We start from the raw sequence: 26,147 nt of genomic DNA, 5'->3' as shown, positions 1-26,147 counted from the left end.
CGCTGCCTGAGAAGCCCGGCAGAACCTCGTATGCCCGATATAAAGGCCGCCCGAGACGCTACGAAGCGCTACGACTCACAGCCGCACGACCGCCGCACCACCAGCCGCGACGGGAACACCTTCAGCCGCTCCCGCCGGGAGCCCGCCACCCGCACCCCGTCGTCGAGGACGAGGTCCACCGCCGCCCGCGCCATCGCCGAGCGGTCGGAGGCGACCGTGGTCAGCGGCGGGTCGGCGAGTGCCGCCTCCTTGATGTCGTCGAAGCCGGCCACCGCCAGCTCGCCGGGCACGTCGATGCGCAGCTCGCGGGCCGCACGGAGCAGGCCGATGGCCTGGTCGTCGGTGGAGCAGAAGATCGCCGGGGGGCGGTCGGGGCCGGAGAGGATGTCCAGGGCCACCCGGTAGGCGTCGTAGCGGTTGTACGGAGCCTCGAACAGCCGCCCCTCCGTCGGGACGCCCGCCTCCTCCATCGCGCGCCGCCAGCCCTCGACGTGGTCGGAGACCGGGTCGCCGACCGCGGGGGTCTCGGCGGTGCCGCCCATACAGGCGACGTACTCGTAGCCGTGCTCCAGCAGGTGGCGTACGGCGAGCTGGGCGCCGCCCAGGTCGTCGGTGACGACGGCGACGTCGTCGATGGACTCGGGGCGCTCGTGCAGCAGGACGACCCGGGCGTCCCACGCCTCGATCTCGGCTGCGGCCAGGTCGTTCAGCGCGTGCGAGACGAGGATCAGGCCGGAGACCCGCATGCCGAGGAAGGCGCGCAGATAGTGGACCTCGCGCTCGCCGACGTAGTCGGTGTTGCCGACGAGCACCATCTTCCCGCGCTCGGACGCGGCCTGTTCGACGGCGTGCGCCATCTCCCCGAAGAAGGGCTGGCGGGCGTCCGGGATGATCAGGCCTATGAGATCGGTGCGACGGGAGGCCATCGCCTGGGCGACCCGGTCGGGCCGGTACCCCAGTTCCTTGATCGCGGCGAGGACACGCTCGCGCGTGGCCGGGGCGACCGGCCGGGGTCCGTTGTTGATGACATAGCTGACGACGGCGGTCGAAGTTCCCGCCAGCCGCGCCACATCATCCCGAGTCACCTTGGCCACGCGCGGAGTCTACGCGGAGAGACCGGCTCTGGGCAGGGCGTCTTGCACCTTGGCCACACGCGCCCGGAGTACCGGCCGTCCGCGTCCGATATGCCCGGTTACGTCTCGGCCGGGACCTCGGTCGGCCGGGACCCGGCGACCGGAGCGGTCGCGCTGTCCGTCTCGCCCGCCTTTGCCCGGTCCGCCTTCGCCTTGGCCTCCTCCGCGGCGCGCTCCACCTTCTCGGGTGTCACGAACCGGTAGCCGACGTTGCGCACCGTGCCGATCAGCGACTCGTGCTCGGGGCCGAGCTTGGCGCGCAGCCGTCGTACGTGGACGTCGACGGTCCGCGTGCCACCGAAGTAGTCGTAGCCCCAGACCTCCTGGAGCAGCTGGGCGCGGGTGAAGACGCGGCCCGGGTGCTGGGCGAGGTACTTCAGGAGCTCGAACTCCTTGAAGGTGAGGTCGAGGACCCGGCCCTTCAGCTTGGCGCTGTACGTCGCCTCGTCCACCGACAGGTCGCCGTTGCGGATCTCCATGGGGGAGTCGTCGTTGACGATCTGCTGGCGGCCCATGGCGAGCCGCAGCCGCGCCTCGACCTCCGCCGGTCCGGCGGTGTCGAGGAGGACGTCGTCGATGCCCCAGTCGGCGGTGACGGCGGCGAGGCCGCCCTCGGTGACGACGAGGACCAGCGGACAGCCGGGGCCGGTCGAGCGCAGCAACTGGCAGAGGCTGCGGACCTGCGGGAGGTCACGGCGGCCGTCGATCAGGATGACGTCGGCACCCGGCGTGTCGACGAGGGCCGGCCCTTCCGCCGGCGCCACCCGCACGTTGTGCAGAAGCAGGCCGAGGGCGGGAAGCACCTCCGTCGACGGCTGAAGGGCATTGGTGAGGAGCAGCAGAGAACTCATCGCGTCCCACCTGCCTGGGTCGTCATACGCTCGTGCACGGTTCGCTCGCCCATAACGTCTGGTTCCTCCTCGGTCCCTGCGAGGACGTTTGCGGCACTGCTTCGTACGGTGCGGCTCCCGCGCCCCTGGGATCCGCGGTGGCCCCTGAGGACCACTATGCGATCGACGGCCCGTACACCCGCGGTTTCCCGCGTCGTATACAACGCTTCCGAAAGCACAAAAGGACCCGGGGGCTACGCTGCCCGAGTCCTCTGCCCAGCAGAATAGCCCACATGAGCTCAGGTCCGGCAGGTCATGTGGCCCGATCCACCCCGCGATCCACCGTTCGTCCACACTCCGAGACGAACGGGAGGACCGGAGCCGCGCGAAAGCGGACGTTTCTGCACACGGCCGACGGGGTGACGATCGAAGCCGTATACGAACCGGCGGCGGTCGTATACGACGCCTCCGGGCCATCCACCGGCCACCTCGTGTTCGTGATCGCCCACGGCTTCACCGGCGATGTGAACCGTCCGCATGTGCGCCGGGTGGCGCGCGCCCTCGCGCGGTACGGCGCCGTCGTCACCTTCTCCTTCCGCGGCCACGGGGCCTCCGGCGGCCGGTCGACCGTCGGCGACCGGGAGGTGCTGGACCTGGCCGCAGCGGTCGACTGGGCCCGCGGCTTCGGGCACGCGCGCGTGGTGACCGTCGGCTTCTCCATGGGCGGCTCGGTGGTGCTGCGGCACGCGGCGCTGCACCGGGACCAGGAGATCGACGCGGCGGTCTCCGTGAGCGCGCCGGCCCGCTGGTACTACCGGGGCACGGCCCCCATGCGCCGGCTGCACTGGCTGGTGACCCGCCCGGCGGGCCGCCTGGTCGGCCGCTACGGCTTCCGCACCCGCATCCACCACCGCGACTGGGACCCGGTGCCGCTCTCCCCGGTGGAGGCGGTCCCGCGGATCGCCCCGACCCCGCTGCTCATCGTGCACGGCGACCGGGACGGCTACTTCCCGGTGGACCACCCCCTGATGCTGGCCGCGGCGGCCGGCGACCACGGCGAACTGTGGCTCGAACCCGGCATGGGCCACGCCGAACACGCGACCGACGACACCCTCCTCGCCCGCATCGGCGACTGGGCTGTCGCCACGGCGGGCTAGGCCCTGTCGCCAAATTCCCGTCTGCCCGGCGACGCCAGGTGCGTGCTCTCGCCGCACCGGGCCCCGACCCAAGTACATCCAGTACGAGGGTCGGGGCCCGGCACGCCGAGAGCACGCATCTGACGCCGCCGGGCCCGCCCTCCGGGCGGACGACGGTAATTTGACGACAGGGCCTAGCCTGGCCGTGTCACGAGTCGACTGACGTGAGGGACGAGATGGCAAAGGTCACGGTGCGCTACTGGGCGGCCGCGAAGGCCGCGGCGGGCGTCGCCGAGGAGGCGTACGACGCGGCCACGCTCGCCGACGCGCTCGCCGCGGTGCGGGAGCGGCACCCCGGCGAACTCGCGCGCGTGCTGCTGCGGTGCTCGTTCCTCGTCGACGGCGACCCCGTCGGGACCCGCGGACATGAGACGGTACGGCTGGCCGACGGCGGCACGGTCGAGGTGCTCCCGCCGTTCGCAGGAGGGTGACCAGACCGATGAGCGACCAGCAGCCGTACGAGGGGTACGCGGGGCAGCAGTACCAGGGGCAGTACCCGGGCTACGACCCGTATCAGCAGCCTCAGTACCAGCAGCCCCAGTACCAGGAGCCGTACGCCGCCGACCCGTACACCCAGCAGTGGCAGGGGCAGACCTGGGACACCCAGGTCCAGCAGACGACGGCGCAGTATCCGCCGCAGCAGAGTCACGTGCCGCCGCAGACGTACGAGCCCCAGGCGCCCGTGCCGGCACCGGCACCCGAGCCCGCCCCGGAGCCGCAGCCGGTGCTCACCGCCGCGCAGCGTGCCCGCCTGGAGGGCCGGTCCCCGATCATCGACCCCGGACTTCAGCCCGCCGCGCTCACCGCGCTGCTCGGACTGCTGCTGTCCGGCGCGGCCGCGATCGGCTCGTACGCCCTGCTCGTGCCGCTCGTCGTCCTGCAGGCGGTGACCGCGGCCGGCTGGTTCCGGCTGAACGGCATGTGGCCCGCCCGGCAGGGCATCGCGCTGGCGTTCGCGGGCGCGCTGACGGCGGACGTGGCGCTGCTGGCGGCGGGCCGGGACAACGGCCCGGCGGCGATCCTCGGCACGCTCGCCGTCTGGGTGCTGCTGTCGCTCGTCCTCCAGCTGCGCTCGCACGCCGACCCGGACGAGCGGCTGTACGGCCTGATGGCGACGGTCGTCTCGGCGGCGCTGGCGGTCGTGGCGGCGGGCTATCTCGCGGCCGAGCCCGACGCGGTGACGGTTGCCGCGGCGGCGGTCGCGGTGGCGGTCCTGGCCCGCGCGCTGCCGCTGCCGACCCCGGTGTCCGTCGTCGTCTCGCTGCTCGCCGCGGCGGGCGCGGGGATCGCGGTGGGCAACATGACCGGCGTCGGGGCGCAGGGTGCGTTCCTCGGTGCGGCGGCCGGTGCCTGCGCCCTCATCGGCCACCGGGTGGCCGGCTACGACTATCCGTCCCGCTTCGTCCACTTCACGGCGGGCGTCGCGCTGCCGCTGAGCGCGGCGGCGCCGGTGGTGTGGGTGCTGGGGCGTGCCCTGGGCTGACGTCCCGGGCGGCACGCGTGCCCGCGGCTTTCCGCTGTCACAGTTGATCCACAAATCCGGGGGCCACCCGCCCCGCAGGGTTACCTTGGCCGTCGTTGCCGAAGGCCAAAGTGGGGAAACATGCGTGCGCTGCGAGTACTTCTGATCGTCGTCGTGATCCTCGGCGGACTCTTCGTCGCCGCGGACCGCCTCGCCGTGCACTTCGCCGAGGGCGAGGCCGCGGACCGGCTGAAGGCCACCGAGAACCTGTCGGCGACGCCAGACGTGTCGATCAACGGCTTCCCCTTCCTCACCCAGGTGGCGGGCGGCGAGCTGGACGACGTCGAGGTGGGCATCCAGGACTACGAGGCCGCCGCGGGCGAGGGCGAGACGATCCGCATCGACGACCTCAAGGCGCACATGAAGGGCGTGCGGTTCTCCGGCGACTACAGCTCCGCCACGGCCGCCTCCGCCACCGGCACGGCGACCATCGCCTACGACGAGCTGCTCAAGGCCGCCAAGTCCGAGCCCACGGAGGTGGCCCCCGGCATCACCGCCCGCGTGGTGAGCCTCGCCGACGGCGGCAACGGCAAGATCAAGGTCGGCCTGGAGGTCGACGTCCCGGTCCTCGGCACCCGGGAGCTCTCCGTGCTCAGCACGGTCAGCGTCAAGGGCGACAACGTCGAGGTGCGCACCGACTCCCTGCCGGACCTGACGGGCCTGGACCTGGCGGAGGACTCGGTCCGCGAGATCACCGACTTCCAGCAGGTCATAGACGACCTGCCCGGCGGCATCCGGCTGGACAAGGTCGAGGCGGCGCCGGACGGTGTGGAGATCTCGGTGAAGGGTTCCGACGTCCGGCTGGCAGGGTAAGGACGCGGGGACGACCGGTCCTGGACGCGGGGGACGACCAGGCCCTGGAGGCGGAGACGACGGCCTCTGTCCGATAGGCGAGACGGCCACGTCCGATCCGCAGATCAGACCCTCGACACAGGCGCCCGGGAGCCGCACGGCAGCGGCCCGGGCGCCGTTTCATTCCCACATCGCGGACGATCGCGTCTCACCATACGACACACCGGTGACATGCCCGCCCGTCCGTCCCTACGATCGACCGCATGAAGCGACAGGCGGATCTCACGAAGCGGCGGGCAGTGGACCTGTGCCGCGTTGCCGCCATGCTCTGTCGCACCGTCTGAGCGGCAGCACCGCCTACCGCATTCACCCACCCGCCCTGCCCAGGGCATCCGTGCGCCGTGCCGCGCCGCTCCGCGGCGGCCGTCCGCGCACGCCTCTCAACTCGCACGCCCCGCCGCAACTGCCCCGGAGGAGAAAGAGCATGAGCCGCAGCGACGTCCTGGTCGACGCCGACTGGCTCCAGGACAACCTGGACAACCCCGAGATCGCGATCGTCGAGGTGGACGAGGACACGTCCGCCTACGAGAAGAACCACATCCGCAACGCGATCAGGATCGACTGGACGAAGGACCTGCAGGACCCGGTCCGCCGTGACTTCATCGACCAGGAGGGCTTCGAGAAGCTCCTGTCGGCGAAGGGCATCGCCAACGACACGCTGGTGATCCTCTACGGCGGCAACAACAACTGGTTCGCGTCCTACGCCTACTGGTACTTCAAGCTCTACGGCCACGAGAACGTCAAGCTCCTCGACGGCGGCCGCAAGAAGTGGGAGCTGGACGCCCGTGAGCTGGTCGAGGAGGTGCCCGAGCGCCCGGCGACCGAGTACAAGGCCAAGCCGCAGAACACCGCCATCCGCGCCTTCCGCGACGACGTGGTGGCGGCCATCGGCAGCCACAACCTGGTCGACGTCCGCTCCCCCGACGAGTTCTCCGGCAAGCTGCTCGCCCCGGCCCACCTGCCGCAGGAGCAGTCGCAGCGCCCGGGTCACGTCCCGACCGCCCGCAACATCCCGTGGTCGAAGAACGCCAACGACGACGGCACGTTCAAGTCGGACGACGAGCTGAAGAAGCTCTACGAAGAGGAGAGCGTCGACCTCTCCAAGGACACCATCGCCTACTGCCGCATCGGCGAGCGCTCGGCCCTGACCTGGTTCGTGCTGCACGAGCTGCTGGGCGTGGAGAACGTCAAGAACTACGACGGCTCCTGGACCGAGTACGGCTCCCTCGTCGGCGTGCCGATCGAGCTCGGCGCCAACAAGTAATCCTCGGCAAGCAACCGACCCGACCGGCCTTCCGGTCAGACCCCTCTTGGAGAAAGACATGTGTGGAGCGAAGGCCGGCGGCCCCGACGCCTCGACGATCAAGCCCGGTGAGACCACCATCCAGGGCCAGGTGACCCGCGACGGCGAGCCGGTGACCGGCTACGTCCGGCTCCTGGACTCGACCGGCGAGTTCACCGCGGAGGTCCCCACCTCCGCCACGGGCCAGTTCCGCTTCTACGCGGCCGAGGGCACCTGGACCGTGCGCGCGCTCGTGCCCGGCGGCACCGCCGACCGCACGGTCGTCGTCGCCGAGAAGGGCGCCCTGGCCGAGGTCGCGATCGCGGTCTGACGAGGCCCCTCGTACGGCGGAAGGGCCGCACCCCCGGGTTGGACGCCTGGGTGCGGCCCTTCGGCCTACCCTGGACGTATGTACGCACGGCGACGTCATACGTACTTCGCCATGATGGGCACCTGCCTGGTGCTCTTCGTGCTGGCGTGGGGAGTCGTCCGCCTCTGGTCGACCGAGGCGGCCGTCGCCATGTGCCTGGTCGCCATGGTGATCCCGCCGGTCGCCGCCATGATCGCCAACCGCCGCGGCCCCGAGGACCGCTGGTGGGACGACCCCTCCGGCGATCCCCAGTCGGACGAGTGGTGGGACGAGCTCGACGGGAAGAAGCGGCCCGGTCCCCGCTGACGCACGCCGGCGAAGGCCGTTGACGTACGTCAGTAGACGAGCGCCTGCGTGTCCTCCGCCAGTGCCTCCTGGACGAAGACCTGCGCGCCCGCGATCCGCACGCCCTCGATGACGTCCTTCTCCGTGATGTCCCGGCGGGCCGCGCACTGGCTGCACAGGGTGAGCCGGCCGGTGGCCAGCACGGAGTCGATCAGGTCGGGGAGCGGGGCCGCGTGCGGCAGCTCGAACTCGGCGGCCCGGCCGGGCAGCGCGAACCAGGCGGATTCGCCGGTCAGCCAGACGGACACGTCCACCCCGCTGGCCACGGCCACCGCCGCCACCGTGAACGCCTGCGAGCAGCGTTCGGGAGCGTCGGCCCCCGCCGTCACCTTGATCACGAGCTTCTTCGCCATATCCGGAATCGTAGTGCGCGAGGCACCCGCGTAAGCTGGGCTCCGGCCTTGTGTACCGCTCACCCTCGCTCAACAAGGAGCACCAGTGATCCTCTTCTTCGAAATCCTGCTGGTCCTGGTCGCCGTCGGCGTGCTCGCCTTCGCCGGTCTGACCGTGAAGAAGCTGTACCAGGGCCAGCGCTGACCCACTCGCCAGGAATAGCCAGGAAACGCCTCTCATGATCGAGATCCCGTCCGACCTCCACAAGGACCTCGTCCCCCTCGCCTTCCTGCTCGGCAACTGGGCGGGCGCGGGCGTGCACGACTTCCCCGGCTCGGAGAAGTGCAACTTCGGGCAGGAGGTCACCTTCACCCACGACGGCCGGGACTTCCTGGAGTACCACTCCCACACCTGGGTGCTCGACAAGGACGGCAACAAGGTCCGCCCGCTGGAGTCGGAGCACGGCTTCTGGCGGATCGACGCCGACCGCAAGGTCGAGGTCACGATGACCCGCGACGACGGTGTCATCGAGATCTGGTACGGCGAGATGGCCCACCAGAAGCCGCAGATCGACCTGGTCACGGACGCCGTCGCGCGCACCGCCGTCTCCCAGCCGTACAGCGGCGGCAAGCGGCTCTACGGCTACGTGAAGAGCGACCTGATGTGGGTCGGCGAGAAGCAGACCCCCGAGGTCGAGCTGCGCCCCTACATGTCGGCCCACCTGAAGAAGGTCGTCACCCCGGAGGACGTCGAGCGCTGGGCGAAGGCCCTGCCCGACGACATGCCGGACGACGGGATCGCCTTCTTCAAGTAGTCCTAGACTGGCCGGTGTGGTGAGCACCGACTGGAAGAGCGATCTGCGGCAGCGCGGCTACCGGCTGACCCCGCAGCGGCAACTCGTGCTCGAAGCCGTGGACACCCTGGAGCACGCGACCCCCGACGACATCCTCAGCGAGGTGAGGAAGACGGCGTCGGGGGTCAACATTTCCACCGTGTACCGGACGCTGGAGCTCCTGGAGGAGCTGGGCCTGGTCAGCCACGCCCATCTCGGGCACGGGGCGCCGACGTACCACCTGGCCGACCGGCACCACCACATCCACCTGGTGTGCCGCGACTGCACGAACGTCATCGAGGCGGATCTGAGCGTGGCCGCCGACTTCACGGCCAAGCTGCGCGAACAGTTCGGCTTCGACACGGACATGAAGCATTTCGCGATCTTCGGCCGGTGTGAGGACTGTTCCCTGAAGAGTTCAAGTACCGAGTCGTAGGCTTGGAGCCATGAAGAGCCCCCTGCTGTCCCTGCCCGGCGCCGTCCCCGCCGAGGGCGTGGACGAAGGCGTCGCCGCCCACTACGGCGACCTGTTCCGCGAGCAGCGCGCCCTCGCCGACGGCACCGGTTTCGTCGACCTCTCGCACCGCGGGGTCGTCACGGTCTCCGGCGAGGACCGGCTGAGCTGGCTGCATCTGCTGCTCACCCAGCACGTCAGCGAACTCCCCACGGGCCAGGCCACCGAGGCGCTGATCCTCTCCGCCCACGGCCACATCGAGCACGCGCTCTACCTGGTCGACGACGGCACGACGGTCTGGGCGCACATCGAACCCGGCACCCAGGACGCGCTGCTCCAGTACCTGGAGTCGATGAAGTTCTTCTACCGGGTCGAGGTCGCCGACCGCACCGCCGACTTCGCGGTCGTCCACCTGCCCGCCGGCTCCATCGCCGACGTCCCGGAGGGTGTCGTCGTACGGCAGACCCCGTACGGCCGTGATCTCTTCCTGCCGCGGGAACGGCTGGAGGAGTTCGCCGAGCAGGCCGGCCCGGCGGCCGGAATCCTCGCCTACGAGGCGCTGCGCGTCGAGCACCACCGCCCCCGGCTCGGCTTCGAGACCGACCACCGCACCATCCCGCACGAGCTGGGCTGGATCGGCACCGCCGTGCACCTGCAGAAGGGCTGCTACCGCGGCCAGGAGACGGTCGCCCGGGTGCAGAACCTGGGCAAGCCGCCGCGTCGGCTGGTCTTCCTGCACCTGGACGGCAGCGAGGTCCATCTGCCCGCGCACGGCACCGAGATCCGGCTCGCCGACGACGGCCCCGACGGGCGCAAGATCGGCTTCATCACGACCTCCGTACGCCACCACGAGCTGGGCCCGGTCGCCCTCGCCCTGGTGAAGCGGAACGTGCCGGTGGACGCCCGGCTGGTGGCCGGGGACACGGCGGCCGCCCAGGAAGTCGTCGTCGCGCCGTAGAAGTCCCTCAGATCTCCAGCAGGACGGTGAACGGGCCGTCGTTCGTCAGCGACACCCGCATCTGCGCGCCGAACCGGCCCGTCTCCACCGTCGCGCCCAGCGCCCGCAGCTGGGCGACCACCTCGTCGACCAGCGGCTCGGCGATCTCGCCGGGCGCGGCCGCGTTCCAGGTGGGGCGGCGGCCCTTGCGGGCGTCGCCGTAGAGGGTGAACTGGCTGATCACCAGCAGCGGGGCGTCGATGTCGCTGCACGACTTCTCGTCGTGCAGCATCCGGATGGACCAGAGCTTGCGGGCCAGTTGCGCCGCCTTCTCCTTCGTGTCGTCGTGGGTCACGCCCACCAGCACACACAGGCCCTCGCCGATGATCTCCCCGACGGTCCGGCCGTCCACCACGACGCTTGCGCCGTCCACCCTCTGCACCACAGCTCGCATACGACCATCATGCCGTGGCCGTTTTCGGTTCCCTAACCCGTCCATCTGGGGCCGTTCGGGGGCACTCGGTCACATAGCGGCCACTTGGGGTGGCACGATGCTCCCACACACCGGTCGAGGGGACGGTAGAGGCACATGAGCACACCGAGCACGGGTGAGGAAGTGGGGACCCTGCGGCCGCCCGCCCAGCGCACCGCGAGTCCCGACGGCGCCGAGGGCGGTGGCCGGGCGCCGCTGCTCCCTGAGCCGCCCGAGCACGACCTGGCCGCACTCAGCCTGCCCGAGCTGCGCGCCCTGAGACGGGACGCCCAGCGCGACGAGGCGGACCTCAGCTATGTACGGCGGCTGCTCCAGGGGCGGATCGACATCCTCCGCGCGGAGCTGGCGCGGCGCGGGCCGGCGTCGGTGGTGGCCGTGGGCGAGGCGTCCGTGGTGGAGCGGCTGCCGGAGATTCTGAAGGACGCCCCGGCCCGGCACCGCTCCTCCGCCCGCCATGTGACGCTGGGGACGCCGCAGAGCGAGGAGTACCGGCGGCTGGCGGCCGAGATGCTGGGCGAGGTCGAGCTGTCCGCGCTGGACGCCCGGACGGACGCGGAGCTGACCGACGGGATCGGGCGGCTGGTCCGCTACGAGCAGCAGGTCTCCCGGCGCCGCCAGCAGCTCCAGCGCACAGCCGACGAGTGCAGCGCGGAGATCGCCCGGCGGTACCGGGACGGGGAGGCACAGGTCGACGACCTGCTGCTGTGAGGGGCGGCCGCGCCGGAAATCCGCGCGACCGGTTGCCCTCCGGGCGCCTACCGTGACGCCATGAGCGACCGCGACGACCTCGACATACGTCGGATCACCGAAGACGAGACACCCCAGTGGCTGCGGGCCATGGCCACCGGGTTCCTGCACAGCGACCCCCTCCCGGAGGAGGTGCTCGCCGCCCGTGCCGCCGCGATCGTCCCGGAGCGCTCCTTCGGGGCCTTCGACGACGGCCGGTGTGTGGCGACGCTGCGGTCGTTCCCGCAGGAGCTGACGGCGGTCGGCGGCGCCCCGGTCGCCGCGAACGCCGTCACCAACGTGACCGTGTCCCCGACGCACCGCCGGCGCGGGCTGCTCACCCGGATGATGGGCCGGGACCTGGCGGCGGCGAAGGAGCGCGGGGACGTGGTGGCGACGCTGATCGCCGCCGAGTACCCGATCTACGGCCGGTACGGCTTCGGGCCCGCGACCACGGTCGCCGAGTGGACCGTCGACGTGCCGCGTACCGGGCTCGACCCGCGCTGGGCCGGGCCCGAGGACGGCGGGCGGATCGACCTCGTCGAGGGCGCCGAGGTGCGCGAGCTGGGCCCCGGGCTGTACGAGCGGGTGCGGCGCGCGACGCCCGGCGCGGTGGACCGCAGTGAGCGGTGGTGGCGGGTCGGCACCGGCGAACTGCGCGTCTGGCCGGAGTGGAAGGAGCCGTTCTACGCGGTGTACCGCTCGGCGGCCGGCGAGGTCGAGGGTCTGGTGGCGTACACCGCCGACGACAAGTGGGGCGACGCCAAGCAGCCGCTGAACACCGCCACCGTGAAGTGGCTGGACGCGGCGAGCCCGGCGGCCGAGCGGGCGCTGTGGCGGTTCCTGTGCTCGATCGACTGGATCACCACGGTGAAGTCGGGCTGCCGGGCCCCGGACGATCTGCTGCCGCTGTTCCTGCCGGACGCGCGCGCCGCGCGGATCACCACCCAGGCGGACTGGCTGTGGGTGCGGATCCTGGACGTCGTCCGGGCGCTGGAGGCGCGGACGTACACCGGGGCCGGGCGGCTGGTGCTGGAGGTCGCCGACGCGGGCGGGTTCGCGGGCGGGCGGTATCTGCTGGAGGTCGCGGAGGACGGGCGCGGGGTCTGTACGGCGACCTCCGAGGACGCCGATCTGACGCTCGACGTGTCCGACCTCGGGGCGCTGTGGCTGGGCGACGACTCGGCGGTGCGGCTGGCGGCCGCGGGGCGGGTGCGGGAGACACGAGCGGGCGCCGCCCGGGTGGCCGACGCCCTGCTGCGCACGTCCAGGCGTCCCTGGTGCCCGGACTCGTTCTGAGCCTCCCTTCCTCGCCGACCGACGGGTTCACGCATCCGTAGCGTGCTCTTCAGTTGTGGTTGTCGTGCGGTGGTGCCGACCGGCCGGGCTCCCGGCTCCCCTCCGGAGGGGAGTCCGGCCAACCTCTTGCAAGTTTGACCATGTTCCTGAAGTTGGTGGCCAACTTGACTGTTCTTATCTCCACTTGGGAGCGGCTCATAACCACCTGTGCGGGAACTGCCGCAAGATGGCGGGAAGTTGTACTGTTTGGCCGTGGAGCCGGAACACGCCTCCGCCAATGGGCGGAAGAGGCCACAGCCGCCACACCGGTCACACCGTGAGGTGGCCGACGAGCTGCGCGCCCGGATCGTGTCGGGGGCGCTGCGGCCCGGCCAGCGCATGCCCACCCAGGCCCAGCTGGCGGACGAGTTCGGCGTCGAGCGCGCGGCGGTCCGGCAGGCGCTGCGCATCCTGCACTCCGAGCGGCTGCTGACCAATGTGTCCAAAGGCAGCCCGGCGACCGTCGCGGCCTCCGTCCCGGCCGCCCCGCTCGCCGGTCCCGGCGCCGCGCCGCAGCCCACCACGGTCGCCCTCGCCCCGCGCATCGCCGCCGCCTTCGCGGCTCCGCACGTGCAGGTCGACGCGCTGTGCCTCACCTCGGTCTCGCTGACCCTCGCCATCGGGGAGCCGCTGCGCCGCATCCACGCGGGGGAGCTGAAACCGGCCAAGGTCGACGTCCGGGTGCTGCTGCCGTCCCGGACCATAGACCTCGCCTTCCCGGCGCCGGTGGGCCCCGCGGACCCGGCCGACGCCGACCGGCTGCACGAGCGCTGGCTGGCGATGCGCAACGCGCAGGGCCAGGTGCTCCGGCACAATCTGCGCGCCCTGCGCGCCTCGCACGGCATCGACGTACGGGTGTCGTTCCGTGCCCTGCCGTTCACCCCTCCGGTGAAGCTGTACCTGCTCAACGGCGCCGAGGCGCTGTTCGCGTACTACACGCTGCGGCGCCGCGAGGAGGAGATCGACCACGAGCAGCTCCAGCTGTACGACGCGGAGGGCACCCGCTCGATGCTGTTCTCCTTCGAGCGGGGCGCCGGGCCGCGGGACGCGGCCTTCGTGGAGCAGTCGCGGCTGTGGTTCGACGCGCTGTGGGAGACGATCAGTTCGGAACTCCGGCTGACCGGCTGAGGTCACAGGGCCGGGCGGGTGACCAGCAGGGCGAGCAGGACCGCGCCGACCGAGCTGACGGCCGGGCTCTTGGCCTTGAGTCCGATGGTGAGCAGCAGCAGGCCGGCGACGCCGGTGGCGCCGTACCGCGACTGGACGAGCTGTTCCATGCCGACGACGAAGACCGCGGCGAGAAGGGCGAGGACAGGCATGTTTCCCCCTGGCGGACGCTGGCGACGAGCGACAACGGGCGAAAGTTGGCGACCAACTCTGGCTGAGTTGTCCCCACTTGGCGGTCATCGATAAACAACTGACAAACAACTCCCGCCAGATGGCATTGAGTTGTAGCGTTTGGCTGTGACCCAGGAGAACGTGGCAGTGCGCGGCGGCATCCGGCTCTCGGCCCAGGAGATCGCCGCCCGCCTGCGCGAACGCATCCGCGACGGCCGGCTCCGGCCGGGCGACCGGCTGCCCACCCAGACCGCGCTGGCCGAGGAGTTCGGCGTGGAGCGCGGCACCGTACGCCAGGCCCTGCGCGCCCTGCACGAGGACGGGCTGCTCAGCCATGTCACCAAGGGCAGCCCCCCGCGGGTCGCCGGCCCCGCCGCGTCCGCCGCCGACGTGCCGCAGCCGGTGATGGTGGGCCTCGCCCCCCGCCTGACCCACGCCTTCACCGCCCCGCACGTCCGCGTCGACGCCGCCTGTCTGACCGCCGAGACCCTGATGCTGGCGCTGGGCGAACCGCTCCGCATGATCCACGAGGGCCGGATCCGCCCCGAGTCGATCGACGTCCGCATCCTGCTGCCGTCCCGGGACATCAACCTGGCCTTCCCCGTCCCGGTCGACCAGCAGCCCGGCGACGGCGACCCGGACCCCGTCCACCAGCGCTGGCTCGCCATGCGCAACGCCCAGGGGCACGTCCTGCGGCACAACCTCCAGTCGCTGCGCGCCTCGCACGGCATCGACGTACGGGTGTCGTTCCGCGCCCTGCCGTTCACCCCGCCGGTGAAGCTCTACCTGCTCAACGGCTCGGAGGCGCTGATCGCGTACTACATGCTGGCCCGCCGCGAGGAGCCCACCGACGCCGGGCCGCTGCCCACCTACGACGTGCTCAGCACCGAGTCGCTGCTCTTCTCCTTCGACCGGGGCGCCAGACAACGGGACGCCTCCTTCGTGGACGAATCCCAGAAGTGGTTCGACGCCCTCTGGGAAACCATCACCAGGGACCTGACACTCTCCTAGTGACTTCTGATACGACGCGGACCGGACCGGCGGCGAACCCCACCGACCGGCTGCGGGAACTGGTCACCCGCGCCGATGTCGTGCTCTGGGACTTCGACGGACCCATCTGCCGGCTCTTCGCCGGGCACCCGGCGCCCGGGGTGGCCGGCGAACTCGTGGACTGGCTCGACGTACGCGGGCTGCGCGGACTGCTGACCGAGGCGGAACGGCACACCCCCGACCCACAGGTCGTGCTGCGGGCCGTGGACCGCGCACGGCTCGGCCGGGGCGTGGTGGCGGAGCTGGAGGAACGTCTCACCCAGGAGGAGCTGCGGGCCACGGCCACCGCGATGCCCACCGCCTGGGCCGACCCGCTGATCCGCACCTGGACCGCCGTCGGCGCCCGGCTGGCCGTCGCGTCCAACAACTCCCCGCGGGTGGTCGGCGCCTACCTCGCGGGCCGGGGCCTGGCCGGGTGCTTCGGACCGCACATATACGGCCGCGACACCGACCTGCACCGCCTGAAACCGGACCCCTACCACCTCAACCGCGCCCTGAACGCGCTGGCCGCAGCCCCGGCGAGCGCCTTGTTCATCGGCGACACCCCCACGGATCACGAGGCAGCCCGGCGCGCGGGTGTCCCCTTCCTGGGATACGCGAGAAACGACCGCAAGGCCCGGCTGCTGAGGGACGCAGGGGCGAGCGACGTGGTTGGCTCACTGGAGCCGGTCCTGCGTGTATTGAGAGGGCAACGCCAACTTACTTAGGGGCGCGGGGCAGTATCGATATGCGACTCCGTCGCGTGCGCGCGACCAGCCACGTACGGCCCGCAGCCGAAAGAAGACAGCAGTGAACGCCAGCAAAAGGCCCTCAGCCGATGAGATCGCCGACACGCTCCGGAGCCGCATCCGCGAGGGCAGGCTGGAAGTAGGCACCAAGCTGCCTACCCAGGCCGACCTGGCGGAGGAGTTCGGCGTGGAGCGTGCCACCGTACGCCAGGCACTCCGCGGACTACACGAAGAGGGCTGGCTGACCAACGTCACCAAGGGCAGCCCCCCCACGGTGGCGGAGCCGCCCGCCACGCTGGAGGAGCCACAGCCCACCCTCGTCGCCCTCGCCCCCCGCCTGGAAGCGGCCTTCGCCGAACCCCGGGTGCGGATCGACGCGGCCTGCCTGACGGCCGAGACGCTGCTGCTCGCCATGCACGCCCCGATGGCCCTGGTCGAGTCGGGCACGGTCCGGCCCGAGTCCGTGGAGGCCCGCATCCTGCTGCCGCACCAGGACGTCCGGCTGCTCTACCCCTCGCCCGCCGACGGCTGGGGCGCGGACGAGGCCGTCGACGAGGCCGTGCACCGGCGGTCCGTGGCGCAGTACGTCGCCCAGCTCACCGTGCTCCGCCAGTACTTCCGCACCCTGCGCGTGGACCACGGCATCCCCGCGGTCGTCCGTTTCCGGACCGTCCGGAACACCCCGCCGCAGAAGGTGTATCTCCTCAACGGCACCGAGGCGCTGCTCGCGTTCTACATCCCCGCCCGCCGGACCGTGGACGTGGAGTCGGTGCCGCGCGAGCTGTGGGACGCGTGGGGCACCCAGTCGCTGCTGTTCCGGCACCACGCGGCGCACGGGGAGCGGGACGCGCTGTTCGTCGCGGAGGCGCAGAAGTGGTTCGACGCGCTGTGGGAGATGCAGGGCCCGGACCTGCGGGAGCACTAGCCTCCCGCCATGCCCCCTGTGCCACCTGCGTCACCTGTGTCTCTCCGTGTGCGGGAGGCGCTCGTACGGCGCCTTCTGGAGCGCAGGCTCCGCGGCCGGGGCAGGGCGCTGAGGGTCCTCCGGGGCCACCACAACACCAACTACGTGCTGCGCGCGGGCCTGTTGCTCGCCCCGCTGCTGGGCGTCGCGCCATACGCCCGGGTGAAGTACCGGGTGCCGCTGGCGACCGTGGAGGTCGTGCCGCGGATCTGGCCGCGGGAGGCGGAGGTGCTGGCGGCGGTCTGCCGGTATCTGCGCGAGGTGCCGCGCTGTCTGGCCGTCCTCGGCGACCGCTCCGTCCACCGGTACCGGAGGGGGCGGGCGCTCAGCGAGCGGAATCCCGACGGGCCCGTCGACGAGCGGCTGATGCGGGAGTTCGCGGCGTTCTTCGTGCGGACCGCGCGGGTGCCGGCGGCGGAGCTGCCGCCGCCGCCCTCGGGCTGGCCGGCGGACGGCGACAGCGAGGGTTTCCTGCACTGGCTGGCCGGCTTCACCGAGCGGCGGGTGCACCGGCCCAACCGGGGCCGGTTCGGCGCGCTGTTCGACGCGGTGGGCATCCCGGAGGACGCGATGGCGGTGTTCCCGTCCCGCCACCGGGGCCTCGCCTCCCGCCCCTTCACGCTGCTGCACACCGACGTCCACCGCGCCAACGTGGTGGCCCGCCGCGGCCGTGTCACCGTGATCGACTGGGAGCTGGCGATGTACGGCGACCCGCTGCACGACCTGGCCACCCACGTCGTCCGCATGGGATACGGCAAGGAGCAGCAGGAGCGCATGACCCGGCTGTGGGCGCGGGCCATGGCGGAGGCCGGACTGCACGCCTTCACCACGGGCCTGGAGGACGACCTCGGCACCTACATCGCCTTCGAGTACGCCCAGTCCGTCTTCCCCGACACCATGCGCGCGGCCCTCGCCCTCCCGGACCGCCCGGGGGATCACGACTTCCTCGTGGCGGCGGACCGGGTGAGCCGGGCGCTGGGCCGGGCGCGGGAGCCGTTGCGGCTGGTGGACGTGCCGGACGGCGAGCGGATCGCCGAGGCGCTGCGGGCGTGGCATCGCGGCGAGCGGTGACGGGGGCTCAGCCCCGCATGCCGAGGATCACCTTGCCCGCCACCCCGCGCCCCTCGATCAGGGCGTGCGCCCGGGCCGCCTCCGCCAGCGGGACCACCTCGCCGACCACCGGTGTGATGCCGCGCCGGGCCGCCTCCGCGAAGGCGAGGGCGCGCAGCCGCCGCACCTCCTCCGGCGGGTACTGGGCGTCGGCGATGCCGTACAGCGTGATGCCGCGTTCGGCCACCTCCTCCGGGTCGAGTTCGGCGAAGGCACCGGTCGGGGCGCCGTGGGCGGAGAAGCGGCCGCCGGGCGCGGTGAGCGGGAGGGCGGCGGTGCCGAGCGTGCCGCCCACGCCGTCCAGGACGACGTCGGCGGCGCCGCCCAGGGCCTCGCGGGCCCGCTCCGCCCAGTCGGGCGTGTCGACGTCCACGGCCTCGTGCGCGCCCAGCCGCCGGACCAGCGCCAGCTTGCGCGCGCCCCGGGCCGCGGCGACCACCCGGGCGCCGCGGGCGCGGGCCAGCTGGACGAGGAGGGTGCCCATGCCGCCGGAGGCGCCGAGGATCAGGACCCGGTCGCCGGGCGCGAGGGCGGTCCGCTCCAGCAGCCCCATCGCCGTCACCCCGTCGTGGACCAGGGCCGCCGCGACCGGCAGGCCGAGCCCGTCCGGTACGGCGGTCAGGGCGTCGGCGGGGGCGAGCGCGCGCTCGGCGTAGCTGCCGTCGACGAAGGCGGCGACCCGGCGCCCCAGCCACTCCGCGCCGACGCCGGGCCCCAGCGCCCGTACCGTCCCCGCGACCCCGCCGCCGGGCACGTACGGCGGCTCGACCTGGAAGTACTCGCCGCCCCAGCCCGCCCGGATCTGGGTCTCCACGAAGATCGTGTCGGCGTGGACGACGTCGATCACCACCTCTCCGGGCCCGGGGACGGGATCGGGCACCTCCACCGGCACCAGTACCTCCGGACCGCCGAACTCCTTCACCTGAGCCGTGAGCACCGCTTCCACCTCCGCCTGTCGGATCACCGTTTCCCGTGCAGTCTTCGACCTCAAGCGGAGTTGAGGTCAAGGAGCGGCCACGGGACGACCGTAGGCTCGTGCCATGGCTGAGATCGGGCTGCGGGAGCGCAAGCGGCAGCGGATGTTCCAGGTGGTGTCGGACCTCGCGATCGGACTGTTCCTGGAGAAGGGGTTCGACGCGGTGTCGGTGGCCGAGGTGGCGGCCGCGGCGGAGATCTCCAAGCCGACGCTGTTCCGGTACTTCCCGGCCAAGGAGGACCTGGTCCTGCACCGGATCGCCGATCACGAGGGCGAGGCGGCGCGTGTGGTCGCCGCGTCGGACCTCGCCCCGCTGGCCGCGCTGCGCCGGCACTTCCTCGCCGGACTCGACCGATGCGATCCGGTCACCGGGCTCAACGACGATCCCGAGGTGCTGGCCTTCCACACCCTGCTCTACGGCACCCCGGCCCTGGCCGCCCGGCTGCACACCCTCCTGGAGCGCTCGGAGGCGGCGCTCGCCGATGTCCTGGGCGGCGATCTGGACGCCCGGCTGGCCGCCGGGCAGATCGTCGCCGTCCAGCGCATCCTCGCGCAGGAGAACTGGCGGCGGATGGCGGCGGGGGAGCGCGCGGCGGACGTACGGGGGGAGGCGGTGGCGGCGGCGGAGCGGGCGTTCGACGTGCTCGCGGCCGGGCTACCTCGATTGACTGAGTAAAAAATGTAACTCAGTCACGTTATCCAGTACGCTCAATGGAATGACGTCACCCGACCCTGCCCTCCAGCACGCCCTCCGACTCGAACGCGCCCATCACGACCGCTGCCGGGCCGCCCTCGCCGACATGGTCGAGGGCGCGCAGGAGCAGGTCGTCACCGGTGAGGACGTCTCCGCCTCCGGCGCCGACGCCGAAGTCCTCGGTCACCGGCTGCGCAGCCAGGCCAAGGAGCTGCGCGAACTCCCCGAGGGGCCGCTGTTCTTCGGCCGCCTCGACTTCGCTCCCGAGGCGGCGCACGGGACGCTCCACATCGGCCGGCTGCGGATCACCGAGCCCCCGACCGCCCCGCCCCTCGTCGTCGACTGGCGTGCCCCCGTCTCCCGCGCCTTCTACCAGGCGAGCGCCCGCGACCCCCAGGGCGTCGCGGTCCGCCGCCGCTTCGGCTGGGCGCCCGGCAGCCGCGGCGACTCCGCCGATCTGACCGGCCTGGAGGACGAACACCTGGAGGGGGGCGCCCGCGGCGAGAGCCGGGTCGGCGAGATCGTCGCCCGGGAGATCGAACGCCCCCGGGTCGGGCCGATGCGGGACATCGCGGCGACCATCCAGCCCGAGCAGGACGACCTCGTCCGCGCCGACCTCGCCGCCTCGGTCTGCGTCCAGGGCGCCCCCGGCACCGGCAAGACCGCCGTCGGCCTGCACCGCGCCGCCTATCTGCTCTACACCCACCCGCAGCGCATCCGGCGCGGCGGACTGCTGATCCTCGGCCCCAACCGCACCTTCCTCACCTACATCGCCGAGGTGCTGCCCGCCCTCGGCGAGACCGGTGTCCGGCAGTCCACCGTCCAGGACGAGATCGCCCGGCACCCGGTCACCGGGACGGACGACGAGCGGGCCGACGCCGTGAAACACGACGCCCGGATGGCCGAGGTGCTGCGCCGGGCGCTGTACGCGCGCGCGTGCCCCGACGCGTTCGCCGGCTCCCTCGCCGTGCCGGACGGCTCCTACCGCTGGCGGGTGTCCGCCGGCGACCTGCGGGCGATCGTGGCGGACGTACGGGCCGAGCAGCCGCCGTACGCCGTCGGACGGGAGCGGGTACGCGCGCGCGTGGTGGCCGTGCTGCGCGCGCAGGCCGAACGGCGCGGCGGGCCGCGCACCACCGCCTGGACGCGCCGGATCGAGCGGGCCCGGGCGCTCGGGGCGTGGCTGGACGCCGTATGGCCGAAGACGCGGCCCGAGGAGGTCGTCGCCGGACTGCTCGCCGACCCCGACGCCCTCGCGCGGGCCGCCGACGGGCTGCTGGACGCCGAGGAGCAGAAGGCGCTGCTGTGGCCGCGCCCGCCGCGCTCCTGGAAGTCGGCGCGCTGGTCGGCCGCCGACCTGGTGCTGCTCGACGAGGTCGCCGGGCTGATCGAACACCCCGAGGGCTACGGCCATGTCGTGGTCGACGAGGCACAGGACCTCTCCCCGATGGAGTGCCGGGCCATCGCCCGCCGCTCGGTCTACGGCTCCCTGACCGTCCTCGGCGACCTGGCCCAGGGCACCACCCCGTGGGCGGCCCGCGACTGGGCCGTCCTGCTGCGCCACCTGGGCAAGCCGGACGCCGCCGTCGTCCCGCTGACCACCGGTTTCCGCGTCCCGGCGGCGGTGCTCGGCCTCGCCAACCGGGTGCTGCGGCGGCTCGACGTCGCCGTCCCGGAGCCGCGCTCCCTGCGCCGGGGCGGCGAGCTGACCGTCCGCGAGACCGACGACGTGCCCGGCGCCGTCGTCGCGGCCGTACGGGACGCGCTCGACGGCGAGGGATCCGTCGGGGTCGTCGCGGCCGACGCGGACGTGGCCCGCGTGCGCGAGGCGCTGGCGGCGGCCGGGATCGAGGCGCCGGACGCGGTGGGCGCGCGGCTCGCGGTGGTGCCCGCGAGCCTGGTCAAGGGCCTGGAGTACGACCATGTCGTCGCCGTCGAACCGGCGGCGATCGCGGAGGCCGAGGAGCGCGGGCTGCACCGGCTGTACGTGGTGCTGACCCGCGCGGTGTCGGCGCTGACGGTGGTGCACGGGCGGCCGTTGCCGCTCTAGCCCTCAGTCGAGCAGCGGGATCAGCTGCTCCTCCTCGTAGGCCAGATGTGCCTCCAGCTCGTCGGCCAGCCGTTCGACCTCCGCGCGGGCGGGCACCGGGTCCGCCGCCGCCCCGTCCACCGCCCGGCGCAGCTCCTCCACCAGGACGGCGACCCGCTCGTGCTCCTCGCGCAGCCGCGCGATGGCCGGGGCGGACTCCGGGTGGCGCTCGGCGAGGAACGGGAAGAGGGCTGTGTCCTCACCGGTGTGGTGGTTGTGCAGGCCGTGGCAGAAGGTGAGGCAGTTGGTGCGGAGCTGGGCGCCGAGGGTGGAACCCGTGCCGCTCATCTCCTGCCGCAGGAGCGCGAGTTCGCGGCGGAAGGCGTCGTGGACGACCTTGAGCGCCTCGCCCATGGAACCGGCGTTGATGTCCCCCGGACCGTTGTCCGCGATGTTGTACAGGCCGACCACGGGGATCACCCGCGTGGTCTTCTCCTGGTACGCCGCCCAGCCCGGGTCGCTCTCCACGGCCCGTGCGAAGGCCTGGTCGCGCTCCTCGCCGGTCAGCGGGACCGCCCGTGCCCGGTAGGTGAACGTACCGTCCTCCACGGTCACTTCGGGATGCGCGAGGAGATTGTGGTACCAGGCCGGATGCCGGGGCGAGCCGCCGGCCGAGGCGATGACCAGGATGCGCTCGGCGCCGTCGGGGAGATAGCCGACGGGGGTGGTGTGCGGGGTGCCGGAGCGGGCGCCGGTGGTGGTCAGCAGGATCAGCCGGGCGTGCTCGAACATGCCGCTCAGGCGGCCGCGGTTGGCCCGGAACTCGTCGATGATCTGTTGGTTGAAGTCGTGGATGGTGTCGGGCAAGTCTCTTCCTCACTCCGTGGTGTTCGCTGGTCGCGGTGTTTCACGGAGAGAGAGGCGGGCCTCTGGCCCGCCGCGGCCTCACTCAGAGGCCGGGCACCCAACTCGCTCACGGCACAAGGCCGACCCGGCAGTCATGGGAAGGACGCTAGCCGCGAAGTCACAGGCGTGGCAAGGTCATTAAGGTCGTGCGGGTGCGCGCACTCCTCTTCCTCGACATCGACGGGACCCTGCTGCCGTTCGGCGGTGAAGGGCCGTACCCGTCGTACGACAGCCCGCACGGCCCCCCGCCCCCCGACCACCCCCTGCTGGACCGCGTCGACCCGGCGCTCGGCCCCCGTCTGCTCGGCCTGGGCTGTGACCTGGTCTGGGCGACGACCTGGCTGGAGGACGCGAACGCTCTGCTGGCGCCGTGGCTGGGCCTGCCGCCGCTGCCGGTCGTGGACCTGGCCGACGCCGAGGAGCCGCCGCGCGGGGGACGGCACGGGAAGACCGCCCCGATCGTCGCGTGGGCGGCGGGCCGGCCGTTCGTCTGGGCCGACGACGAGATCACCGAGGCCGACCGGGCCTGGGTGGCCGCACACCACCCCGGCCCGGCCCTGCTGCACCGCGTGGACCACCGGTACGGCCTGAGGGACGCCGACCTCGCGGTGGTGCGGGCGTGGCTCAGGGACGCCGGGTGCGCCCCAGCACCTCCGCGACCCGCATGAACCCGTCCGTGCCGTGCCCCAGCCCGATCACCCGGCGGGCCTGGCCCTCGACGGCGCGCATCACGCCCGCGTCGATGCCGTGCGCCTCGGAGGCGTGGACGATGTGCGCCATGGAGGAGACGGCCGAGGTGATCGGGTTCAGCTCGCCCGAGTAGGTGCCGCCGTCCACGTCGCCCGCGAACTCCTCGAACAGCGGCGGCAGGATCGCGGCGATGCCCTGCGCGAACGGGGCCAGCTCCCGCGCGGAGACGCCCTCGGCGCGGGCCACGGCCACCGCGTGCGCGTAGCCGGCCATCGCCGTCCAGAAGACGTCCAGCAGCGCGATGTCGTACGCCGCCGCCCGGCCGATGTCCTCGCCGAGGTGGGTGTGGGTGCCGCCGAGCACGTCCAGGACGGGCCGGTGCTCCTGGTGGACGTCCTGAGGGCCGCTGTACAGGAACACGGCCCCGGGGGTGCCGATGGTGTTCGCCGGGGTCATGATCGCGCCGTCCAGGTAGCGGATGCCGTGCCGGGCGGCCCAGTCGCCGGTGTCGCGGGCGCGGTCCGGGGTGTCCGCGCTGAGGTTCACGACCGTGCGGCCCTTGAGGGCGTCGGTGACGGCGTCGCGGCGCAGGACGGCGTCGGCGGCGTCGTAGTTGACGACACAGACGACGACGAGCCCGCTGTGCGCGACCGCCTCCTCCGCGGACGCCGCGCTCACCGCCCCGCGCGCCACCAGCTCGGCGTCCCGGCCCGGGGTGCGGTTCCAGACGGTGGTGCGCACGCCGGCGTCCAGGAAGGCGGCGGCCAGGGCGCGGCCCATGGGGCCGAGGCCGAGGACGGTGACGGAAGCGGAGGCGGGGTCGGTGACGTTCGTAGACATGAAGAAGCTCCTGCTGTCCCTGGAAGTAAAAGTCGACAAAACACAATGAATGGGGCGAAGATGACGCGCAGCCGGGCCCGGGATCTGGATGTCTGCGGAGTGACGGCCGCGATCGCGGTGATCGACGGCAAGTGGAAGACGGCCCTGCTGTGGCTGCTGGAGTCGGGCCCGCACCGCCCCGGCGAGCTGCGCCGGAAGCTGCCGGGCCTCAGCGAGAAGGTGCTGACTCAGGCACTGCGCGAGATGGAGGAGGACGGCCTGGTGCACCGGGAGGTGCATGACGTCCTGCCGCCGAAGACGGTGTACTCGCTCACCGCGTTCGGCCGTGAACTGTCCGAGGCCCTCGCTCCTCTCTCCGACTGGGGTCACCGCCGCCTGGACCGGCTCGCGGCGGCGGCGTCCTGACCGCTCCCGGCCGCCTGCGAACAGCCTCGTACGGCCGCCGGCCGGTGCCAAGTACCCACTTTTTTGTGGGTGTTCCCCCGGGTGCTCCGCCGGGTGTTCCGCCTGCCGGGCGGCCCGGGCGGGCCCGTGCCATGCTGGATCCGGAGGAGGGAGATGCCATGTCAGCGAAGTTCGAGCTGGCGGACGGCGGCATCGCGGTGATGCCCGATCCCGCGGACAACCCCGCCGGTCACGCCGTCCCTCACCACGACGCCGGCACCCGGATCAGCTTCGACCTGCTCAATGTGGGCGACGTCGGCGGCACCGCCCAGGTCACCGTCGAGTGCGACGGCGACGTCGTCGCCTCCGTGTGGACCTCCGGGCAGCTCGCCCCCGGCTGCCCGGACACCGGCCTGGTCAGCCTCGGCCGCCTCGACGAGGGGTCGCACCGGGTGACCGTCCACGTCGATCCCGGGGCGGGCCCGCGGGAGCTCCAGACGAGCGAGTTCCGGGTCGTCTGACCGCGCCCGGGAGCGGCGCGACGCACTTTTGCAAGCGATGTGCTTGCAATTGTTAGCGGGGGTGCGGCATGGTGGACGTATGGCATCGCTCAACGTCGGCAATCTCGGCGAGTACCTGCGCGAGCAGCGGCGTAACGCGCAGCTGTCGCTCCGGCAGCTCGCCGAGGCGGCCGGGGTGTCCAATCCGTATCTGAGTCAGATCGAGCGCGGGCTGCGCAAGCCGAGCGCGGAGGTGTTGCAGCAGGTCGCCAAGGCGCTGCGGATCTCGGCCGAGACGCTGTACGTGCGCGCCGGGATCCTCGACGCCGAACGGGACCACCGGGACGGGGTCGAGACCAGGGCGGTCATCCTCGCCGACCCCACGCTGAACGAGCGGCAGAAGCAGGTGCTGCTCCAGGTCTACGACTCGTTCCGCAAGGAGAACGGCCACGGGGAGGCCGCCCCGGACGACGAGAGCGAAGCCGGTCCGCAGCAGACGGCCGGTTGACCGGACCAGGGAAAGACCGGCCGGCGGCCGCGGACCGCCCACCCTCAGCCGAAAGCGATCGAACATCGATCCGGGAGGACCCTCACCATGGCCATCACCGACGATCTGCGCAAGACCCTCAGCGACCCGACCCCGCTCTACTTCGCCGCCGGTACCGCCGACCTGGCCCTCCAGCAGGCCAAGAAGGTGCCGGGTCTGGTCGAGCAGCTGCGCGCGGAGGCCCCGGCCCGTATCGACGCGGTCCGCAACACCGACCCGAAGGCCGTCCAGGAGAAGGCCACCGCCCGGGTCAGGGAGACGCAGGAGACCATTCAGGCCAAGGTCACCGAGCTGTTCGGCGCCCTCGAGGCCGATCTGAAGAAGGTCGACCTGAAGAAGCTCGGCGAGACCGCCCAGGACCTCGCCCTGCGCGGGGTCGGCGTCGCCGCCGAGTACGCCGTGAAGGCCCGGGAGACCTACGAGAAGGTCGCCGAGCACGGCGAGCAGGCCGTGAAGACCTGGCGCGGCGAGGCCGCCGAGGGCATCGAGGACCTGGCCGTCGCCGTCGAGCCGGACCCTGAGCCCAAGGCCGAGCCCGTCGCCGTCGAGGACGGGCCCGCCGAGGCGCCGGCCGCGAAGAAGGCGCCGGCCAGGAAGGCCCCCGCCCGCAAGACCGCCGCGAAGAAGACGACCCCGGCCGCCGAGTGACGGCACCCCGGGGACGGCCGGGCACTCGGGGGGTGCCCGGACCGTTGTTCGGGTAGCCGGGAGCCGGTTGCGGGTACGGTGACGGCGTAAGGGACGAGCC

General features: G+C 72.4%; 33 protein-coding genes. 25 read left to right on the top strand and 8 right to left on the bottom strand.

Annotation, left to right across the window (positions count from 1 at the left end):
- Nucleotides 1-68: 68 nt before the first annotated feature.
- Nucleotides 69-1,094 (bottom strand): LacI family DNA-binding transcriptional regulator, encoded by a 1,026-nt coding sequence (locus tag ACZ42A_RS12960; RefSeq protein ID WP_468527231.1) that lies wholly within the window; start codon nucleotides 1,092-1,094, stop codon nucleotides 69-71.
- Nucleotides 1,095-1,192: 98 nt separating this feature from the next.
- Nucleotides 1,193-1,984, bottom strand: a complete 792-nt coding sequence (locus ACZ42A_RS12955; protein WP_468527230.1) for a response regulator transcription factor — start codon at nucleotides 1,982-1,984, stop codon at nucleotides 1,193-1,195.
- 272 nt (nucleotides 1,985-2,256) lie between these two features.
- On the opposite strand from ACZ42A_RS12955, the gene ACZ42A_RS12950 reads away from it, so the two are divergent.
- From ACZ42A_RS12950 to ACZ42A_RS12915, 8 genes are all read left to right on the top strand, one after another.
- Entirely contained in the window at nucleotides 2,257-3,120 is an 864-nt protein-coding gene (locus ACZ42A_RS12950) for an alpha/beta hydrolase (protein WP_468527229.1), read from the top strand.
- A gap of 215 nt (nucleotides 3,121-3,335) precedes the next feature.
- Complete coding sequence (locus tag ACZ42A_RS12945; RefSeq protein WP_468527228.1) at nucleotides 3,336-3,590, top strand: MoaD/ThiS family protein; 255 nt, start codon at nucleotides 3,336-3,338, stop codon at nucleotides 3,588-3,590.
- Between the two features lie 8 nt (nucleotides 3,591-3,598).
- The gene (locus ACZ42A_RS12940) at nucleotides 3,599-4,642 is read left to right on the top strand and encodes a hypothetical protein (protein ID WP_468527227.1); all 1,044 of its coding nucleotides are present in this window, start codon (nucleotides 3,599-3,601) and stop codon (nucleotides 4,640-4,642) included.
- Between the two features lie 120 nt (nucleotides 4,643-4,762).
- Entirely contained in the window at nucleotides 4,763-5,494 is a 732-nt protein-coding gene (locus tag ACZ42A_RS12935) for an LmeA family phospholipid-binding protein (RefSeq protein WP_468527226.1), read from the top strand.
- A 242-nt stretch (nucleotides 5,495-5,736) separates the two neighbouring features.
- Complete coding sequence (locus tag ACZ42A_RS12930; RefSeq protein ID WP_350203226.1) at nucleotides 5,737-5,817, top strand: putative leader peptide; 81 nt, start codon at nucleotides 5,737-5,739, stop codon at nucleotides 5,815-5,817.
- Between the two features lie 140 nt (nucleotides 5,818-5,957).
- A complete protein-coding gene (locus tag ACZ42A_RS12925; protein WP_468527225.1) occupies nucleotides 5,958-6,797 on the top strand; it encodes a sulfurtransferase in 840 nt (279 codons plus the stop codon).
- Nucleotides 6,798-6,855: 58 nt separating this feature from the next.
- Nucleotides 6,856-7,146, top strand: coding sequence for a DUF1416 domain-containing protein (locus ACZ42A_RS12920; RefSeq protein ID WP_043502058.1), 291 nt, complete (start codon nucleotides 6,856-6,858; stop codon nucleotides 7,144-7,146).
- Nucleotides 7,147-7,224: 78 nt separating this feature from the next.
- Nucleotides 7,225-7,491: a DUF3099 domain-containing protein gene (locus ACZ42A_RS12915; RefSeq protein ID WP_468527224.1), complete on the top strand. Its 267-nt coding sequence runs from the start codon at nucleotides 7,225-7,227 to the stop codon at nucleotides 7,489-7,491.
- Between the two features lie 29 nt (nucleotides 7,492-7,520).
- Here ACZ42A_RS12915 and ACZ42A_RS12910 read toward each other — a convergent pair whose 3' ends face one another.
- Nucleotides 7,521-7,883, bottom strand: a complete 363-nt coding sequence (locus tag ACZ42A_RS12910; protein WP_468527223.1) for a DsrE family protein — start codon at nucleotides 7,881-7,883, stop codon at nucleotides 7,521-7,523.
- Nucleotides 7,884-8,101: 218 nt separating this feature from the next.
- On the opposite strand from ACZ42A_RS12910, the gene ACZ42A_RS12905 reads away from it, so the two are divergent.
- From ACZ42A_RS12905 to ygfZ, 3 genes are read left to right on the top strand one after another with little or no spacing between them, the layout of a single operon-like run.
- A complete protein-coding gene (locus ACZ42A_RS12905) occupies nucleotides 8,102-8,677 on the top strand; it encodes a heme-binding beta-barrel domain-containing protein (protein ID WP_468527222.1) in 576 nt (191 codons plus the stop codon).
- Between the two features lie 16 nt (nucleotides 8,678-8,693).
- The gene (locus ACZ42A_RS12900; RefSeq protein WP_468527221.1) at nucleotides 8,694-9,131 is read left to right on the top strand and encodes a Fur family transcriptional regulator; all 438 of its coding nucleotides are present in this window, start codon (nucleotides 8,694-8,696) and stop codon (nucleotides 9,129-9,131) included.
- Nucleotides 9,132-9,141: 10 nt separating this feature from the next.
- A complete protein-coding gene (gene ygfZ, locus ACZ42A_RS12895; RefSeq protein WP_468527220.1) occupies nucleotides 9,142-10,107 on the top strand; it encodes a CAF17-like 4Fe-4S cluster assembly/insertion protein YgfZ in 966 nt (321 codons plus the stop codon).
- A gap of 7 nt (nucleotides 10,108-10,114) precedes the next feature.
- Here the strand turns inward: ygfZ and dtd are convergent, their stop codons facing one another.
- Nucleotides 10,115-10,540 carry a D-aminoacyl-tRNA deacylase gene (gene dtd / locus ACZ42A_RS12890; RefSeq protein ID WP_468527219.1) on the bottom strand — a complete coding sequence of 142 codons (426 nt, stop codon included), beginning with the start codon at nucleotides 10,538-10,540 and terminating at the stop codon, nucleotides 10,115-10,117.
- A gap of 135 nt (nucleotides 10,541-10,675) precedes the next feature.
- On the opposite strand from dtd, the gene ACZ42A_RS12885 reads away from it, so the two are divergent.
- The 3 genes from ACZ42A_RS12885 (at nucleotide 10,676) to ACZ42A_RS12875 (ending at nucleotide 13,771) form a co-directional block, all read left to right on the top strand.
- Nucleotides 10,676-11,287, top strand: coding sequence for an RsiG family protein (locus ACZ42A_RS12885; RefSeq protein WP_468527218.1), 612 nt, complete (start codon nucleotides 10,676-10,678; stop codon nucleotides 11,285-11,287).
- A 60-nt stretch (nucleotides 11,288-11,347) separates the two neighbouring features.
- Nucleotides 11,348-12,604 carry a GNAT family N-acetyltransferase gene (locus ACZ42A_RS12880; RefSeq protein WP_468527217.1) on the top strand — a complete coding sequence of 419 codons (1,257 nt, stop codon included), beginning with the start codon at nucleotides 11,348-11,350 and terminating at the stop codon, nucleotides 12,602-12,604.
- A gap of 246 nt (nucleotides 12,605-12,850) precedes the next feature.
- Complete coding sequence (locus ACZ42A_RS12875; RefSeq protein WP_468527216.1) at nucleotides 12,851-13,771, top strand: winged helix-turn-helix domain-containing protein; 921 nt, start codon at nucleotides 12,851-12,853, stop codon at nucleotides 13,769-13,771.
- 2 nt (nucleotides 13,772-13,773) lie between these two features.
- Here the strand turns inward: ACZ42A_RS12875 and ACZ42A_RS12870 are convergent, their stop codons facing one another.
- The gene (locus ACZ42A_RS12870; protein WP_468527215.1) at nucleotides 13,774-13,962 is read right to left on the bottom strand and encodes a hypothetical protein; all 189 of its coding nucleotides are present in this window, start codon (nucleotides 13,960-13,962) and stop codon (nucleotides 13,774-13,776) included.
- 139 nt (nucleotides 13,963-14,101) lie between these two features.
- Between ACZ42A_RS12870 and ACZ42A_RS12865 the strand changes: the two genes are divergently transcribed.
- From ACZ42A_RS12865 to ACZ42A_RS12850, 4 genes are all read left to right on the top strand, one after another.
- Nucleotides 14,102-14,992: a winged helix-turn-helix domain-containing protein gene (locus tag ACZ42A_RS12865; protein WP_468527214.1), complete on the top strand. Its 891-nt coding sequence runs from the start codon at nucleotides 14,102-14,104 to the stop codon at nucleotides 14,990-14,992.
- A complete protein-coding gene (locus ACZ42A_RS12860) occupies nucleotides 14,992-15,738 on the top strand; it encodes an HAD family hydrolase (protein ID WP_468527213.1) in 747 nt (248 codons plus the stop codon). Before ACZ42A_RS12865 ends, ACZ42A_RS12860 begins: the two co-directional genes overlap by 1 nt.
- A gap of 82 nt (nucleotides 15,739-15,820) precedes the next feature.
- Nucleotides 15,821-16,684, top strand: a complete 864-nt coding sequence (locus tag ACZ42A_RS12855; RefSeq protein ID WP_468527212.1) for a GntR family transcriptional regulator — start codon at nucleotides 15,821-15,823, stop codon at nucleotides 16,682-16,684.
- Nucleotides 16,685-16,720: 36 nt separating this feature from the next.
- A complete protein-coding gene (locus ACZ42A_RS12850) occupies nucleotides 16,721-17,794 on the top strand; it encodes a phosphotransferase family protein (RefSeq protein ID WP_468527211.1) in 1,074 nt (357 codons plus the stop codon).
- A 7-nt stretch (nucleotides 17,795-17,801) separates the two neighbouring features.
- On the opposite strand, the gene ACZ42A_RS12845 is transcribed toward ACZ42A_RS12850, so the two are convergent.
- Nucleotides 17,802-18,770: a zinc-binding dehydrogenase gene (locus ACZ42A_RS12845; protein ID WP_468527210.1), complete on the bottom strand. Its 969-nt coding sequence runs from the start codon at nucleotides 18,768-18,770 to the stop codon at nucleotides 17,802-17,804.
- Nucleotides 18,771-18,873: 103 nt separating this feature from the next.
- Here ACZ42A_RS12845 and ACZ42A_RS12840 point away from each other — a divergent pair, with 103 nt between their 5' ends.
- Nucleotides 18,874-19,485 (top strand): TetR family transcriptional regulator, encoded by a 612-nt coding sequence (locus ACZ42A_RS12840; RefSeq protein ID WP_468527209.1) that lies wholly within the window; start codon nucleotides 18,874-18,876, stop codon nucleotides 19,483-19,485.
- A 40-nt stretch (nucleotides 19,486-19,525) separates the two neighbouring features.
- A complete protein-coding gene (locus ACZ42A_RS12835) occupies nucleotides 19,526-21,553 on the top strand; it encodes a HelD family protein (protein ID WP_468527208.1) in 2,028 nt (675 codons plus the stop codon).
- Between the two features lie 3 nt (nucleotides 21,554-21,556).
- Here ACZ42A_RS12835 and ACZ42A_RS12830 read toward each other — a convergent pair whose 3' ends face one another.
- Nucleotides 21,557-22,399, bottom strand: a complete 843-nt coding sequence (locus ACZ42A_RS12830; RefSeq protein WP_468527207.1) for a nitroreductase/quinone reductase family protein — start codon at nucleotides 22,397-22,399, stop codon at nucleotides 21,557-21,559.
- 191 nt (nucleotides 22,400-22,590) lie between these two features.
- On the opposite strand from ACZ42A_RS12830, the gene ACZ42A_RS12825 reads away from it, so the two are divergent.
- On the top strand, nucleotides 22,591-23,106 hold the full coding sequence (locus tag ACZ42A_RS12825) for an HAD domain-containing protein (RefSeq protein ID WP_468527206.1): 516 nt from the start codon (nucleotides 22,591-22,593) through the stop codon (nucleotides 23,104-23,106).
- Here ACZ42A_RS12825 and ACZ42A_RS12820 read toward each other — a convergent pair.
- Nucleotides 23,063-23,968 (bottom strand): NAD(P)-dependent oxidoreductase, encoded by a 906-nt coding sequence (locus tag ACZ42A_RS12820; RefSeq protein WP_468527205.1) that lies wholly within the window; start codon nucleotides 23,966-23,968, stop codon nucleotides 23,063-23,065. The genes ACZ42A_RS12825 and ACZ42A_RS12820 overlap by 44 nt on opposite strands.
- Before the next feature lie 60 nt (nucleotides 23,969-24,028).
- Here ACZ42A_RS12820 and ACZ42A_RS12815 point away from each other — a divergent pair, with 60 nt between their 5' ends.
- The 4 genes from ACZ42A_RS12815 (at nucleotide 24,029) to ACZ42A_RS12800 (ending at nucleotide 26,047) form a co-directional block, all read left to right on the top strand.
- Nucleotides 24,029-24,373: a winged helix-turn-helix transcriptional regulator gene (locus ACZ42A_RS12815; RefSeq protein ID WP_468527204.1), complete on the top strand. Its 345-nt coding sequence runs from the start codon at nucleotides 24,029-24,031 to the stop codon at nucleotides 24,371-24,373.
- A gap of 158 nt (nucleotides 24,374-24,531) precedes the next feature.
- Nucleotides 24,532-24,873: a hypothetical protein gene (locus tag ACZ42A_RS12810; RefSeq protein WP_468527203.1), complete on the top strand. Its 342-nt coding sequence runs from the start codon at nucleotides 24,532-24,534 to the stop codon at nucleotides 24,871-24,873.
- A gap of 79 nt (nucleotides 24,874-24,952) precedes the next feature.
- Nucleotides 24,953-25,360 carry a helix-turn-helix domain-containing protein gene (locus ACZ42A_RS12805; protein WP_468527202.1) on the top strand — a complete coding sequence of 136 codons (408 nt, stop codon included), beginning with the start codon at nucleotides 24,953-24,955 and terminating at the stop codon, nucleotides 25,358-25,360.
- Nucleotides 25,361-25,447: 87 nt separating this feature from the next.
- On the top strand, nucleotides 25,448-26,047 hold the full coding sequence (locus ACZ42A_RS12800; RefSeq protein WP_468527201.1) for a hypothetical protein: 600 nt from the start codon (nucleotides 25,448-25,450) through the stop codon (nucleotides 26,045-26,047).
- Nucleotides 26,048-26,147 lie beyond the last annotated feature (100 nt).

This window comes from Streptomyces sp. NPDC030838 (assembly GCF_055572035.1).
The sequence above is the reverse complement of the archived record's forward strand: the minus strand, read 5'-3'. Positions and strand labels throughout refer to the sequence as shown.